The sequence below is a fragment of the Cryobacterium sp. TMT1-62 genome (assembly GCF_004403145.1).
Lineage (GTDB): Bacteria > Actinomycetota > Actinomycetes > Actinomycetales > Microbacteriaceae > Cryobacterium > Cryobacterium sandaracinum.
Map to the genome: position 1 here is coordinate 89,722 of NZ_SOGZ01000026.1, position 12,890 is coordinate 102,611.

A 12,890-nucleotide genomic window follows, 5' to 3' on the forward strand; every position below is an offset into this window, starting at 1 on the left:
ATTACCTCCTCGCGGATCACCGTACGCCCGCTCGCGCCCCCTGCACAGGGCAGCGAGAGGCGGCGCGCCGGGTTCCGTCAAGGCGGCGCAACCTGGGCGGTGCAGGTCAGTCCGCGCCATGCAGGCGATCGCAGAGGGCGGTGAGTTGCAGGAGCTCGTCGGTGCCGAGCGTGTCGCCGATGCGGTCGGTGATGGTGCCCATGTGCTGGACAGCGACCCGGCGGAACAGGTCGAAGCCGGCATCCGTCAGTTCGATCAGGGCGCCGCGGCCGTCAGTAGGGTCGGTGTGCTTCCGCACATAGCCCCGTGCGGCCAGTCGGTCGACCAGACGGCTCACGCTCGGCTGGGTCAACAGCACCTGCCGATTCAAATCGCGGAGCCGCAGGCGCCGCCCGGCGGCCCGGGACAGGTTGAACATTACGTCGTACTCGTTGAACGAGATGTCATGAGCCGGAAAATCGGCGGCCAGGCTGCGCATAATGGCAACCTGGGCACGAAACAGTGATTCCCAGGCGGCCACGGCCACGGCTCGATCGGTCACGCTGCCTCCACATATCCTTGATCTCCAAGAATAGGGACTCGGCATCGGGACGCCTCCCCCACTCGTGGGGATTTGAACAAAAAAAGAATGACGAACAAGTGGCGCTTCGTTACGCGTTCGTTATATATTCGAAGTGCGTCAACCGTTTGCTGTGGCGGAAGACGCGAAATGTGATTGCAGGACACTCTTGGTGCAAGGGAAGAGGGCCGGTCGTAGCTACTACGACCGGCCCTCTGTCACGCCATCGCCGTCGAATTGTTTTGCAGCGTCGCTCCCGGAAGGCGAGAACCGACCGCAATTTGTGGATGTTGTTCATCCCGGGCGGAGCGCCGTGCCCGGTGTTGGACCAATTCGACGGAGATTCTGGTCTGAAACTGCTTTTCGGAGTATTGCGGGGACGATTTGGGCAGAATCTCCGTCGAATTCGTTCGAGGAGAGTCGCTGTAAGGCCCCAAAAACCCCAATCGGCGAACCCTCATCGCCCACGGCGGCGGGACTCACACAGCGGGAAGCTAGAAGACGTCCGGGCTCGGCGTGCTCGATTGGCGGATCGACACGTCGGCGTGCCGGTCGAAGCGGTAGCCGACCCCGCGCACGGTGCGCACGATGTCTTCGTAGCGACCGAGCTTGGCGCGCAGGCGACGCACGTGCACGTCGATGGTGCGCTCATTCGGCGCGTCTTCCTCGTCGGAGGCGTTCCACAGCTTGGCGATCAGTTCGGCACGCTCGATGGTGCGGCCTTCGCGGAGCACCAGGTACTGCAGCAGCTCGAATTCCTTGTAGGTGAGCGCCGCGGTCTCGCCGTCGAGGATGACTCGCTTACGGGAGATGTCCACCACGACGCCGCCGAGTGCGCGGTCGGGGTCGTCTGTCACAGTGCGGTGCCGGGCCAGCGCAGTCGGGTCCTGCAGGGCGAGGCGCACGACGTCGACGTCGCGTCCACCGGCTCCGGCGGGCGCCAGTGCGACGGCGGCATGAGTCTCCGCGGTCGGCGCGATGGTTCCGGTGAGGGCTTTGAGCGCCTCGACGATGCGGCTGAGGCTGGTCCCGGCCGCGGCGGCCGTGGCCTCGTCGATGCCGACGTAGAAAACGAAGCCGCGGGCCTGAGTGCCCTCGGGCACGGCGCGGATGCGGGGTGCGGCGGGCGTCGGAACGGCCTGGCGTTCGAGGCGTGCGGCCTGGGCCGAGCGGGCGGTGTCAATGTGGGCAAGCGACATGAGAGTAATCCTTGGCTGGGGTACTGCAGGTGAACCCGACGCTGAGGAGCTGTTCCGGGTTCGAAAAAGTGCGGCCGGTGAGGCCTGGAGGGAGCGAGAGGGGCTCCGGAGTTCAACCAGCCGGCCGCGTGAAGTCAGCGGGGCGGGAACTCGGCGAGGTGTTCGCTGCTTAGCGGGACATTCGGCAACACGCACAGCAGCTGCCGGGCATCACCATGCCGGCAGTCCCGGGGGCCTCGAAGGAGGTCTGGGGGCGTGCGCTCGTTGTCATAGTTGCGAGTAAAGCCCACTGTTACGGCGTGTGTCAATTCTGCAACCAAGGATGACGCCGTGTGACACGCATCACGTTCGGTGGCTCCGCGGTGGATCGGAGAATCCACCGCGGATCGCGAAAGCATGAAAGTTTCCATGATGAAATTTGATTTCATCAAAGATTCTTGAATATGCCGGGTACTGGCGCCCGGCATGTCGCAGGACCTGCGGTGTCCGCCGCCCGACGGAATTGGTGCTCGCTAGAGCTAGACCAAACCGTAGAGGCGGTCGCCGGCGTCACCGAGGCCGGGAACGATGTATCCGTGCTCGTCAAGCTTGTCGTCGACGGCACCGAGAACGATGGTCACTTCGCGGCCCTCGAGGGCCTTCTCGACCGCGGCGAGCCCCTCAGGCGCGGCGAGGATGCAGATGGCCGTGACATCGACGGCGCCGCGGTCGAAGAGGAACTGGATGGCTGCGATCAGCGAACCGCCCGTGGCCAGCATCGGGTCGAGCACGAAGCACTGGCGGTCGGAGAGGTCGTCGGGCAGGCGCTCCGCGTAGGTGGCGGGCTGAAGGGTCTCCTCGTTGCGGGCCATGCCGAGGAAGCCGACCTCTGCCGTCGGTAGCAGTTTGACCATGCCCTCGAGCATGCCCAGACCGGCGCGGAGGATCGGCACGACGAGCGGCTTGGGGTCGCTGATCTGCACGCCGCGGGCCTCGGAGACCGGGGTCTGCACGGTCACGTCTTCGACTCGCACGCCGCGGGTCCCCTCATAAGCGAGGAGGGTCATCAGCTCTTCGACAAGTGACCGGAAGATCGGCGACGGCGTGTTCTTGTCTCGGAGTACCGTGAGTTTGTGGGTGATCAGGGGGTGGTCGGCTACGTGGACTCGCATAGGCTCAATCTACTAGTCGGGGAGGGGAACGTAGATGGGCGAGGTCGATCGCCGGCACAGCGAATGGATGCGGCTCGCGCTCTGCGAGGCCCGCGCTGCCCTCGAAACGGGGGATGTGCCCGTCGGTGCGGTGGTGCTGGACCCGTCCGGCCGTGTGATCGGCCGCGGACGCAACGAGCGCGAAGCGCTGCAGGATCCCACCGGCCACGCCGAGATCGTCGCCATCCGTCACGCTGCCGCGTCCCTGGGGGACTGGCACCTGACCGGCTGCACCCTGGTGGTGACGTTGGAGCCCTGCGTGATGTGCGCGGGCGCGATCCTGGCCGCACGGGTGCCGGTCGTGGTTTTCGGCGCGTGGGACGAGAAGGCCGGCGCCTCCGGATCGGTCTACGACGTGCTGCGTGACCGCCGGCTCAATCACCGCGCTGAGGTCTACGCCGAGGTCGACGCTGACGAATGCGGGGAACTGCTCAGGGCGTTCTTCGCGGACCCAGACCGTCGAGCCATTCGCTGAACATGGACCTGGAAGCGTTCTGCATACCGCTGGAGTAACGTTCGCGTTCGCGGCGCAGGTCGCCCACGTCGAAGCCCTCGGCGGCCACCTCCGCCTCCGAGGCCGCCAGCCACACCTCGTGCATCTCCTCGGTGACCTCCGGGTGGAACTGCACGGCCAGCGCCCAGTCTCCGATCCCGAAGGCCTCATTGCCGTACTGGGGGGACCCGGCGAGCCGTGTCACCCCGTCGGGCAGGTCGAACGTGTCGCTGTGCCACTGGAAGACGGGTACGCCGCTGACGTGCCGCAGCGGGGAGGTCGCCCCGGCCTTCGTGGGCTCCACGGAACGGTAGCCGATCTCGTTCGTCGGCCCGCGGTAGACGCGGGAGCCCAGGGCGTTCGCCATCAGCTGCGCACCCAGGCACACGCCGAAGACGGGCAGAGAGGCGCCGAGCCGCTGCGTGAGCAGGTCGATCTCGGCGTGCAGCGCGGGGAACTCGTCGGCCTCGTAGACCCCCATCTCGCCGCCGAGAACGACCAGCAGGTCGGCTTCCCGCGGGTCGAGGGCGCGCACATCCTCCTTGAGCGTGTCGACGTAGCGAATGGAGTAACCGTGCTCCCGCAGCACCGGTTCGAGGTTGCCGAGGTGGATCGTGTCATCGTGGCGCAGGACGACCGCGGTGCGGGTCACTCGCTGCCTTTGATGACGATGGTGTCGGTGGGCGGCGTGCGGCGGTTGGGGTCGAAGAACAGGTCCGGCTCGAGGTAGATGACGCGGGCCGCCGGCACGGCCTCGCGGATGCGGGTTTCGACGGTGTTGATGCCCGCTGCCACATGGGAGAAATGGCTGTCGGCCTCGAAGGCGATCTTGGCGGCGACGAGCAGTTCGTCCGGGCCGAGGTAAAGGGTCTTGAGGTGGATGATCTTGCGCGTCTCCGGACCGGCCAGGATGGCACGCTCGATGGCCGCGGCATCCGTTTTACCGGCGCCTTCGCCGACGAGGAGGCTCTTGGTCTCTACGCCGAGGACCACGGCGACCAGGACGAGCAGTACGCCGATGAACAGGGTGCCGATGGCGTCCCAGACGGGCTCGCCGGTGATGATGGTGAGGCCGACGGCGAGGAAGGCGAAGACCAGGCCGGCGAGAGCGGCGATGTCTTCGAGCAGCACGACGGGCAAGTCGGGCGCCTTCGCGTGCCGCACGAACTGCACCCAGCTTTGGTTGCCGCGCACGAGGTTCGATTCCTGGATGGCGGTGCGAAGTGAGAAGGACTTGAGGCCCATGGCGACCAGCAGCACCACGATGGGCAGCCACGGCACGTCGAGCGGGTGCGGGTCCTGCAGCTTCCGCACACCCTCGTAAAGGGAGAAGACGCCGCCGACGGAGAACAGGATGATCGACACCACGAACGCGTAGACGTAGCGTTCCCGGCCGTAGCCGAACGGATACTCCTTGTCGGCTTCCTGCTTGGCCTTGCGACCGCCGATGAGCAGAAGCACCTGATTTCCGGAGTCGGCCAGGGAGTGCACGCCCTCGGCGAGCATCGAGGAGGAACCGGAGAATGCCCAGGCTACGAATTTCGTGATCGCGATCCCCAGATTGGCGAGGAGTGCCGCCACGATTGCTTTGTTCCCGCCAGAAGTGCTCATGGGGCAATCCTAGAATGCACACCAGACGGACCCGGCACAGGGGGCGAAAGTAGACTCGTCGGATGACTTCGACTGCAACCACCACACTGCCCGCCATCGCGTTCCTCGGCGCCGGATCGATGGCGAGGGCCGTTCTGACCGGGCTGCTGAACCCCAATGTGACCGTTCTGGGCGGCATCCGGGCAACCAACCGCTCCACGGCGAAGGCCGACGAACTCGCAGGAATCCCCGGCGTCACCGCCTGGGCCACCGCCGACGAGCCCACGGCCAACCGCAAGGCCGTTGCCGGCGCGCGCATCGTGATCGTCGCCGTGAAGCCCGTCATGGTCCTCGACCTGCTGGCCGAGATCGCCGACAGTCTCGAACCGGGCACGCTCGTCATCAGTGTCGCCGCCGGCGTCACCATTGCCACGTTCGAGGCGTCGCTGCCCGAATCCGTGTCGGTCATCCGCTCGATGCCGAACACGCCGGCCCTCGTCGGCAAGGCCGTCACCGGGCTGAGCGCCGGCACGCGGTCCAGCGACACCGATCTCGAGCTCGCGAGGTCCCTCTTCGGCACCGTCGGCGACGTCCTGGTCGTGCCGGAGGAGAAGCTCGATGCCCTCAGCACCATCTCCGGGTCAGGTCCGGCCTACGTTTTCTACCTGATCGAGCAGCTCACCGCCACGGCGATCGCCAAGGGTTTCACCCCGGAGGAGGCCGCGGTCATGGTGAACGGCACCTTCCTCGGTGCGACGAGCCTGCTGGTGGCATCCGACCTGTCCCCGACGGAACTGCGCCGCCAGGTCACAAGCCCGAGCGGCACCACCGAGCGTGCCGTGTGGGAGCTGGAAAAGGGCGGGATCAAGGACCTGTTCGACCGGGCGACGGATGCCGCACTCGCCCGGGCCCGCGAACTCGCCGGCCACTAGAACTCCAGGCCATGAGAACTCCAGGCCCCTAGAACTCCAGCGACGCGAACCGCTCGATGTCGGACTCGGTGCCGGAGACGATGATCAGGTCCTGGTCGGTGATGACCGTCTTCTCGGTGGCGTAGGTGAAGGGGCGGTCGGGGCTCTTCACGCCGACCACGGTGACGTTGTACTTGCGGCGCAGCCCGGATTCGGTCAGGTTCAGGCCCCGGATCGACTTGGGCGGGATCATCTTGACCAGGGCGAAGTCGTCGTCGAATTCGATGAAGTCGAGCAGGCGTCCGGAGACGAGGTGCGCCAGGCGTTCGCCTGCCTGTGCCTCCGGGAAGACGACGTGGTTCACCCCGATGCGCTCGAGGATCGTGCCGTGCGACTTGGAGATCGCTTTCGCCCAGATCTGCGGGATCCCGAGGTCGACCAGATTCGCCGCGATCAGCACACTGGCCTCGACGGACGAGCCGACGGCGCAGACGGCGATCGAGAATTGCTGCGCGCCGATCTGGCGAAGCGCTTCCAGGGAGGTGGCGTCGGCCTGCACCGCGTGCGTGACGCGTTCGGACCACTTCTGCACGAGGACCGCGCTGTCGTCGACGGCGAGCACATCCCGTCCGAGCCGGTCGAGTTGCCCCGCGGTGGCCGCGCCGAACCGGCCGAGGCCGATCACGAGCACCGGTGCGTCGTGTTTGAAGCGGTCAGCCAACGATGGGTCTCTCTTCCGGACGGGAGAACAACTGCCTGCTCTGGCTCGCGGCGAGGGCAGCCGCGAGGGTCACTGTACCAATCCTGCCCATGAACATGGTTGCCGCCAGCACATACACTCCGGCCGGAGGCAGTTCGCCGGTCAGGCCCGTCGACAGGCCGCAGGTGGCGAACGCGGAGATCACATCGAAGAGCACCTGGTCGAACGGCGCGTTGGAGATCTGCAGGATCAGGATGCTGGACACGGCAACCGTCGTGGCGCCCCACAGCACCACGCTGACCGCGAGCCTCAGGATGTCGCTGGGGATCCGGCGGCCGAACGCTTCCATCTGGCTTCGTCCGCTGGCCTCGGCGAAGGCGGCGAGGAAGAGGATGGCAAGGGTCGTCACCTTGATGCCGCCGGCGGTCGACGCGGAGCCGCCGCCGATGAACATCAGCATGTCCGTGGCGAGCAGGCTCGCCCCCTGCAGGTCGCTGATGTCGATGGTCGCGAAGCCGCCGGACCGGGTCATCATCGACAGGAAGAGCGACTGGAAGATCGTGTCGCCCACGTTCAGCGACCCGAACGTCTTCGGGTTGTCGAACTCGAGCGCGATGTACACGGCAACGCCGGCCACGAGCAGCACCACGGTCGTGAAGAGGGTCAGTTTCACGTGCAGCGACCAGCGTCTGGGGCTATGCCAGCCCCGGACGAGGGCGTAGATCACCGGGAAACCCAGGCTGCCGAGGAAGGCGCCCACCATCAAGGCGCTGAGGAACCAGTAGTCGCTGGCGAACGGGGCCAAAGCTCCGACGTTGGGGGAGAAGCCGCTGTTGGTGAACGCCATGGCCGCGTAGTACACGCTCTGCCAGAGCGCCTCGCCGACAGGTGTCCCGACCGCGAGGATACGCGGAAAGAGCAGGATAGCCACGACCAGCTCGATTACGAAGGCGCTGATCGCGACCGTCACGAGCAGGTTGCCGACCTCGCCCAGGCGAACGGCCTGTCCTTCATTGACCGGTCCGGCATGGATGCGGGAGGGGTTTGTGTCACTGGCGGCCATCAGCCGGGCGCGCAGGCCCAGGCGCCGGGAAATGACCATTCCCATCAGGGAGGCGAGGGTCAGCACGCCGACCCCGCCGATATTGACACCGACCACCACCAGGACATTGCCGAAGGCCGACCAGTGCGTGGCCATGTCCACCGTCGCTAGGCCGGTCACGCAGATCACCGACACCGCGGTGAAGAGGGCGTCGTGCAGCGGGGTGACGATGCGGTCTGCCGTGGCGATGGGCAGGGAGAATAGGAGGGTGAACACCAGGACCAGCGCGGTGAAAACGAGGATGGCGAATCGGGACGGCGAGCTGCGGACCAGACCGTCCACTGAGTCTCGCAACCAGGCGTACCAACTGGTGGGACGCGGTGCGAAGGCGGAGTCCGCCATCCGTGTCTGCACTGAAACCTCCGACTTGCTCGCGACGAACGGCCGTCGACATGGTATCCCCCACCGGGAATGAGTAGCCTTGAGGCATGGCAGACATCTTCGGCGTGGTGGCGGATTCGACCCGACGCGAAATTCTACGCATTCTCCTCGAGCGATACAACCAATCGAACACGGCCGGCGGAGAGCTGAGCGTGTCTGACATCGTCGACAAGCTCGGCCTGAGCCAGCCAACCATCTCGAAGCACCTGAAGGTGCTGCGCGAAGCGGGCCTGGTGGGCGTGAGAGAAGCCGGTCAGCACCGGTATTACCATCTTGACTACGCGCCGCTCGAGGAAATCGAAGACTGGCTGATTCCCTTCCTCAGCGTCGACTTCGATGCCACCGCCGAGGAGCCGACCGAGGAGACCGAGGGCTTGAAGGTGGAACAGCGGGCATTCGCCGCGGCCATCGGAAAGGCCTTTGCGGAGACATCATACCAAATGGCGCATGCGGTCAAAGATGCGAAGCCCCGAAAATGGCGGAGAATCGACTAGTCGGCGGCGCTTGAGCGCCCGAATGCGCACACCGCGTCGGAGAGTGTTGTTTTTCCGGTAGACTGATATCTACCGTGTCTGTCGCGAATCCCGCGGCGAAACCAATTCTTTTGTGAGGTCCGTGTGGGTTCTGTAATCAAGAAGCGACGCAAGCGTATGGCGAAGAAGAAGCACCGCAAGCTGCTTCGTAAGACTCGCCACCAGCGTCGCAATAAGAAGTAGACGGTTCTGGACCGTTTGTAATAGCTACCGGCGTAAGCGCTAGGCCCCTGGGGTCTAGCGCTTTTTGCTTGCCCGGGTGGCGGCCGTGATGCTGCCGCGTTTGAGGATCATCACCGGCCAGTGGCGGGCTGCGGCATAGCGGCGGAGCGTGGCATCCGGATTCACGACCACCGGATTGCCGACCAGGTCCAGCAACGGAATGTCGTTGTGGGAGTCGGAGTAGGCCCAGCAGACGGCCAGGTCGACACCGCTGCGCTCTGCCTGGGCGTTGGCGGCGACGGCCTTGCTGACACCGTGGCAGACACCCTCGGTGAGGCGGCCGGTGAAAATTCCGTCGACGGCCTCGAGCCTGGTACCGAGCGCGCCAGTGAGGCCCAGCCGTTCGGCGATGACGTCGGCCACCTCCTGGGCGGTCGCGGAGACGAGCCAGACCTCGCGCCCGGCCTGAAGGTGCGCACGGGCGACGGCGACCGTTTCCGGCCAGAGCCGCTGCAAGAGGCGGGCGTCGAAGATCTCCGTGCTGAGCGCGACGAGTTCGTCCCGGCTGTAGCCCACGACCACTTCCAGCGCGCGCTCCCGGATGCTCGCGAGGTGCATCCTGTTTTCGCCGACGTAGAGGAATCGGGCCTGTTTCCAGGCGAAGGAGAGCAGGTCCCGGCCGGTGACCAGTCGTCGCCGCCAGGCACCCACACCGAGGTGGTACAGGCTGGCGCCGCGCAGGAGGGTGTTGTCCACGTCGAAGAACGCGATTGCGGGGGCGATGGTGTCTTCGGACATGTGTGCGGTCAAGTCTAGTTGCGTGTTGCGTCGGCGAGCCAGCATAGGCTGGAGCAATGGCTACTGCACTTCTCACCCTGGTCGGCAAGCCCGGCTGTCACCTCTGCGATGACGCCCGGGATCTGGTCGGCAGCGTCGTGACCAAACTCGCCGACGACCCGTCCGCCCCCGACATCGTGCTCGAAGAGCGCTCGATTCTCGACGACGCCGAGCTGCACGCCCTGTACGTCGAGGACATCCCGGTGCTCCTGCTCAACGGCAAGGTGCACAATTACTGGCGCATCGATCCACTGCGGCTGCGCACGGCGCTTCTGGCCGTGCGATGATCCGGCACATCGTCTCCTGGCAACTAGCCCCGGCCGACCCGGTCCAGAAGGCCGCCGCCGCGGCCGGGATCGCGGTTCGCCTGGAAGGGCTCGTGGGCGTCGTCGACGAGATCCGCTCGCTGCAGGTGGGTTTCGACGTCGCCGGCGGCTCCAACTGGGACGTCGTGCTGATCGCCGACTTTGACGACCTGGACGCCGTCAACCGCTACCAGGTGCACCCCGCCCACCAGGCGGCGGGAACCTTCATCCGTTCCGTCGTATCGTCGAGGATGGCCGTCGATGTCGCCGTCTGACCGTTCGGCTACGGCCCGTTCGGCTACGGCTCGAGGCGCGTCGGGCCGCGGAACAGGTAGGTGACCTCGCGGATGCTGGCCTGGTGCAGCATCAGCATGAGCACCCGGGCGAGGCCCATGCCGAACCCGCCGTGCGACGGAACGCCGTAGCGGAAGAAGTCGAGGTAGCCCTCGATCTCCTCGGGGTCGACGCCCTTCTCCTTGGCCTGCTCGACCAAAATGTCGATGCGGTGCTCGCGCTGCGCTCCAGTGGAGATCTCGGTGCCGTTGAAGATCAGGTCATAGCTCTTGGTAATGCTCGCGTCGCCCTCGTGGCGCATGTGGTAGAACGGCCGGATGCTTGAGGCGTAGTCGGTGAGGAAGACGAACTCGTGGCCGAAGGTCTCGAGCACGTAGGCGGCGATCCGGCGTTCGCCTTCGGGGTCCATGTCGTCGTCATCGCGCGGGACCTCGTAGCCGCGGGTCTTGACGATCTCCTTGGCCTCGGCCAGCGGGATGCGCGGGAACGGTGTACTGGGCACGGTGACCTCGACCCCGAAGAGGGCCAGGACCTCGTCGCCGTGCTTCTCCTTGACGGCCGTGAACCCGACGACAAGCAGCTCTTCGTGCAGCTGCATGACGTCTTCGTGGCTGTCGATCCAGCTGATCTCGGAGTCGACGCTGGTGAACTCGGTGGAGTGACGGCTGGTGAACGACGGGTCGGCGCGGAACGCCGGTCCGACCTCGAAGATTTTGCCGAAGCCGGCGGCCTGGGCCATCTGCTTGAAGAACTGCGGGCTCTGCGCGAGGTAGGCCTTGGTGTCGAAGTACTCCACCTCGAACAGCTCGGCGCGGGACTCGCTCGCGCTGGCCATCAGCTTCGGGGTGTGCAGCTCAATGAAGTCATTGTCGATCCAGTACGTGCGCAGTGCGTGCTCGAACGTGGTCTGGAGGCGGAAGATCAGGTTCTGCTTGGGCTGGCGCAGATCGAGGAAGCGCCAGTCGAGGCGCTTGTCAAGATTGGAGTCGGCCGCGATCGGGGTCTCGGGGATGGCGACCGTGACGACCTCGAGGGTCGCGAGCTTGATTTCGATGCCGCCGAGCTTGACGCGCTCGTCGTGCTTGAGCTCACCGGTGACGGTGACGAAGCTGCCCTGCGACAGGGTGGAGATGGTGGTGGCCGGTTCGTCGGCGACGACAATGCCGTCGGCATCCGTGGTGCGCGGGTTCACGAGCTGCACCGCGCCGGATTCGTCGCGCAGCACGACGAACTGCACCTTCTTCTGGTCTCGGACGGTGTCGACCCACCCGGACACCGTCACGGGTCCGTTGTCGAGGGCGGCCAGGTTCTTGATCACTATGCGCTCAGTCACCGGTCAAGTTTAGCCGCACGGCTCTCGGCGTATTCGCGGGTGCCCCCTCCGTAGACTGGGAACGTGGTAGCCAGACAGGTACATCTCGTGCGGCACGGTGAGGTTTTCAATCCCGAGCGCGTTCTGTACGGACGCGTGCCCGGATTCCGCCTCTCCGATCTGGGGGCTCAGATGGCCGAGGCGGCTGCCGCCGATCTGGTGGAGCGCGGGCGCCCCGTCGCCCGCATCATCTCCTCACCGCTGCAGCGTGCGCAGGAGTCGGCCGCTCCGATCGCGGCTGCCTTCACCCTTCTGGTCGACATCGACCCGCGCATCATCGAGCCGACCAATTTCTTCGAGGGCAAACGGATGCGGGGCACGGGCGGGGCCTTGCGCGATCCCCGCAGCTGGCACGCGCTGATCAACCCGCTGCGTCCCAGCTGGGGCGAACCGTTCGACTCGATCGCGAAGCGCATGCTCGCCGCGATCGAGGATGCCCGCAACTCGGTCGACGAGGGCGACGTCGTGCTCGTCAGCCACCAGCTTCCGATCTGGATGGTGCACCGCGCCCTGGCCCGGCAGCGTTTGCCGCACGACCCGCGCAAACGCCGCTGCGACCTGTCGAGCATCACAACCCTGTCCTGGCCCGGCGGCTTCCCCGACGAGACCGGCTACTCCAACCCTGCCCTGTCGCTGCAGGTCGGCGCCTCGGACGTAGGAGCCGTATGAACCTTCGTCCCCGCGCCGCCGTCACCGCTCTGGTTGCCGTGGCGCTACTGCTGACCGGCTGCTCCGCCGACCCGCTCGCCGAACAGTACCGCGAGGGCAGCAGTAAGGGCTTCATCGCCGGTGACGGCAGCTGGACCGAGATCCCGGCCGCCGAGCGCGGCGATCCCATCTCCTGGAGCGGCGCCGACGAAAACGGCGACCCGCTCTCCAGCGAGGACTACGCCGGCGAGGTCGTCGTGGTCAACTTCTGGTACGCCAGCTGCGCGCCCTGCCGGGCGGAAGCCCCGGCCCTGCAAAAACTCAACGAGGAATTCGTCGGCACGGACGCCCACTGGGTCGGCGTCAACGTGCGGGACCAGGCCGCGAACGCGACCGCGTTCAACGAGAGCTTCGGCATCACCTACCCGTCGGTGATGGACGTCGACAACGGGAGCATGCAGCTCGCGTTCAGCGGCAGCATCCCGCCCAACGCCGTTCCCACCACGCTGGTGCTCGACCGGTCAGGCCGGGTCGCGGCCCGCATCCTCGGTGCGATCTCGGAGCCCTCCATCCTCGAAACTCTCGTGCGCGACGCGATCGCCGAGGATTCGTAG

17 protein-coding genes are annotated in these 12,890 nt (G+C 66.1%); 8 read left to right on the top strand and 9 right to left on the bottom strand.

Annotation, left to right across the window (positions count from 1 at the left end):
• Nucleotides 1-106 precede the first annotated feature (106 nt).
• The 3 genes from E3T34_RS06940 to upp all read right to left on the bottom strand — a co-directional run bounded on the left by E3T34_RS06940 (nucleotide 107) and on the right by upp (nucleotide 2,909).
• Nucleotides 107-586: a MarR family winged helix-turn-helix transcriptional regulator gene (locus E3T34_RS06940; RefSeq protein ID WP_134342554.1), complete on the bottom strand. Its 480-nt coding sequence runs from the start codon at nucleotides 584-586 to the stop codon at nucleotides 107-109.
• A gap of 467 nt (nucleotides 587-1,053) precedes the next feature.
• A complete protein-coding gene (locus E3T34_RS06945; RefSeq protein WP_104100676.1) occupies nucleotides 1,054-1,758 on the bottom strand; it encodes a winged helix-turn-helix domain-containing protein in 705 nt (234 codons plus the stop codon).
• Nucleotides 1,759-2,276: 518 nt separating this feature from the next.
• Nucleotides 2,277-2,909: a uracil phosphoribosyltransferase gene (gene upp, locus E3T34_RS06950; protein WP_104100677.1), complete on the bottom strand. Its 633-nt coding sequence runs from the start codon at nucleotides 2,907-2,909 to the stop codon at nucleotides 2,277-2,279.
• A 34-nt stretch (nucleotides 2,910-2,943) separates the two neighbouring features.
• Between upp and tadA the strand changes: the two genes are divergently transcribed.
• Nucleotides 2,944-3,423 (top strand): tRNA adenosine(34) deaminase TadA, encoded by a 480-nt coding sequence (tadA, locus tag E3T34_RS06955; protein ID WP_104100678.1) that lies wholly within the window; start codon nucleotides 2,944-2,946, stop codon nucleotides 3,421-3,423.
• Here tadA and E3T34_RS06960 read toward each other — a convergent pair.
• A complete protein-coding gene (locus E3T34_RS06960) occupies nucleotides 3,380-4,093 on the bottom strand; it encodes a glutamine amidotransferase (RefSeq protein WP_104100679.1) in 714 nt (237 codons plus the stop codon). The two genes, tadA and E3T34_RS06960, sit on opposite strands and share 44 nt — an antisense overlap.
• Nucleotides 4,090-5,052, bottom strand: a complete 963-nt coding sequence (locus E3T34_RS06965; RefSeq protein WP_104100680.1) for a cation diffusion facilitator family transporter — start codon at nucleotides 5,050-5,052, stop codon at nucleotides 4,090-4,092. Before E3T34_RS06965 ends, E3T34_RS06960 begins: the two co-directional genes overlap by 4 nt.
• Nucleotides 5,053-5,114: 62 nt before the next feature.
• Here E3T34_RS06965 and proC point away from each other — a divergent pair, with 62 nt between their 5' ends.
• Nucleotides 5,115-5,963: a pyrroline-5-carboxylate reductase gene (gene proC, locus E3T34_RS06970; RefSeq protein WP_104100681.1), complete on the top strand. Its 849-nt coding sequence runs from the start codon at nucleotides 5,115-5,117 to the stop codon at nucleotides 5,961-5,963.
• Between the two features lie 28 nt (nucleotides 5,964-5,991).
• Here the strand turns inward: proC and E3T34_RS06975 are convergent, their stop codons facing one another.
• Nucleotides 5,992-6,663 carry a TrkA family potassium uptake protein gene (locus tag E3T34_RS06975; RefSeq protein ID WP_104100682.1) on the bottom strand — a complete coding sequence of 224 codons (672 nt, stop codon included), beginning with the start codon at nucleotides 6,661-6,663 and terminating at the stop codon, nucleotides 5,992-5,994.
• The gene (locus tag E3T34_RS06980; protein ID WP_104100683.1) at nucleotides 6,656-8,086 is read right to left on the bottom strand and encodes a TrkH family potassium uptake protein; all 1,431 of its coding nucleotides are present in this window, start codon (nucleotides 8,084-8,086) and stop codon (nucleotides 6,656-6,658) included. Before E3T34_RS06980 ends, E3T34_RS06975 begins: the two co-directional genes overlap by 8 nt.
• A gap of 86 nt (nucleotides 8,087-8,172) precedes the next feature.
• Between E3T34_RS06980 and E3T34_RS06985 the strand changes: the two genes are divergently transcribed.
• Together E3T34_RS06985 and E3T34_RS06990 are read left to right on the top strand one after the other, a co-directional pair.
• On the top strand, nucleotides 8,173-8,619 hold the full coding sequence (locus E3T34_RS06985; protein ID WP_104100684.1) for a helix-turn-helix transcriptional regulator: 447 nt from the start codon (nucleotides 8,173-8,175) through the stop codon (nucleotides 8,617-8,619).
• 123 nt (nucleotides 8,620-8,742) lie between these two features.
• Complete coding sequence (locus tag E3T34_RS06990; protein ID WP_003792170.1) at nucleotides 8,743-8,841, top strand: 30S ribosomal protein bS22; 99 nt, start codon at nucleotides 8,743-8,745, stop codon at nucleotides 8,839-8,841.
• A gap of 54 nt (nucleotides 8,842-8,895) precedes the next feature.
• Here E3T34_RS06990 and E3T34_RS06995 read toward each other — a convergent pair whose 3' ends face one another.
• On the bottom strand, nucleotides 8,896-9,618 hold the full coding sequence (locus tag E3T34_RS06995; RefSeq protein WP_166784692.1) for an HAD family phosphatase: 723 nt from the start codon (nucleotides 9,616-9,618) through the stop codon (nucleotides 8,896-8,898).
• A gap of 56 nt (nucleotides 9,619-9,674) precedes the next feature.
• Between E3T34_RS06995 and E3T34_RS07000 the strand changes: the two genes are divergently transcribed.
• Together E3T34_RS07000 and E3T34_RS07005 are read left to right on the top strand one after the other, a co-directional pair.
• Nucleotides 9,675-9,944 (top strand): glutaredoxin family protein, encoded by a 270-nt coding sequence (locus tag E3T34_RS07000; RefSeq protein ID WP_134342556.1) that lies wholly within the window; start codon nucleotides 9,675-9,677, stop codon nucleotides 9,942-9,944.
• Nucleotides 9,941-10,237 carry a Dabb family protein gene (locus E3T34_RS07005; protein WP_104100687.1) on the top strand — a complete coding sequence of 99 codons (297 nt, stop codon included), beginning with the start codon at nucleotides 9,941-9,943 and terminating at the stop codon, nucleotides 10,235-10,237. The genes E3T34_RS07000 and E3T34_RS07005 overlap by 4 nt, the downstream gene beginning before the upstream one ends.
• Nucleotides 10,238-10,260: 23 nt before the next feature.
• Here E3T34_RS07005 and aspS read toward each other — a convergent pair whose 3' ends face one another.
• Nucleotides 10,261-11,574, bottom strand: coding sequence for an aspartate--tRNA(Asn) ligase (aspS, locus tag E3T34_RS07010; RefSeq protein ID WP_134342577.1), 1,314 nt, complete (start codon nucleotides 11,572-11,574; stop codon nucleotides 10,261-10,263).
• A gap of 78 nt (nucleotides 11,575-11,652) precedes the next feature.
• On the opposite strand from aspS, the gene E3T34_RS07015 reads away from it, so the two are divergent.
• Both E3T34_RS07015 and E3T34_RS07020 read left to right on the top strand, forming a co-directional pair.
• Complete coding sequence (locus tag E3T34_RS07015) at nucleotides 11,653-12,297, top strand: histidine phosphatase family protein (protein ID WP_134342557.1); 645 nt, start codon at nucleotides 11,653-11,655, stop codon at nucleotides 12,295-12,297.
• Nucleotides 12,294-12,890, top strand: a complete 597-nt coding sequence (locus E3T34_RS07020; protein ID WP_134342558.1) for a TlpA disulfide reductase family protein — start codon at nucleotides 12,294-12,296, stop codon at nucleotides 12,888-12,890. The genes E3T34_RS07015 and E3T34_RS07020 overlap by 4 nt, the downstream gene beginning before the upstream one ends.

Bases quoted from the DNA above. Each gene is read 5' to 3' on its own strand.
- E3T34_RS06940 (WP_134342554.1), bottom strand. From the start codon at position 586: ATGCCGAGTCCCTATTCTTGGAGATCAAGGATATGTGGAGGCAGCGTG.
- E3T34_RS07005 (WP_104100687.1), top strand. From the start codon at position 9,941: ATGATCCGGCACATCGTCTCCTGGCAACTAGCCCCGGCCGACCCGGTC.
- upp (WP_104100677.1), bottom strand. From the start codon at position 2,909: ATGCGAGTCCACGTAGCCGACCACCCCCTGATCACCCACAAACTCACG.
- E3T34_RS06965 (WP_104100680.1), bottom strand. From the start codon at position 5,052: ATGAGCACTTCTGGCGGGAACAAAGCAATCGTGGCGGCACTCCTCGCC.
- E3T34_RS06945 (WP_104100676.1), bottom strand. From the start codon at position 1,758: ATGTCGCTTGCCCACATTGACACCGCCCGCTCGGCCCAGGCCGCACGC.
- E3T34_RS06985 (WP_104100684.1), top strand. From the start codon at position 8,173: ATGGCAGACATCTTCGGCGTGGTGGCGGATTCGACCCGACGCGAAATT.
- proC (WP_104100681.1), top strand. From the start codon at position 5,115: ATGACTTCGACTGCAACCACCACACTGCCCGCCATCGCGTTCCTCGGC.
- E3T34_RS07000 (WP_134342556.1), top strand. From the start codon at position 9,675: ATGGCTACTGCACTTCTCACCCTGGTCGGCAAGCCCGGCTGTCACCTC.
- E3T34_RS07020 (WP_134342558.1), top strand. From the start codon at position 12,294: ATGAACCTTCGTCCCCGCGCCGCCGTCACCGCTCTGGTTGCCGTGGCG.
- E3T34_RS06980 (WP_104100683.1), bottom strand. From the start codon at position 8,086: ATGGCGGACTCCGCCTTCGCACCGCGTCCCACCAGTTGGTACGCCTGG.
- E3T34_RS06995 (WP_166784692.1), bottom strand. From the start codon at position 9,618: ATGTCCGAAGACACCATCGCCCCCGCAATCGCGTTCTTCGACGTGGAC.
- tadA (WP_104100678.1), top strand. From the start codon at position 2,944: ATGGGCGAGGTCGATCGCCGGCACAGCGAATGGATGCGGCTCGCGCTC.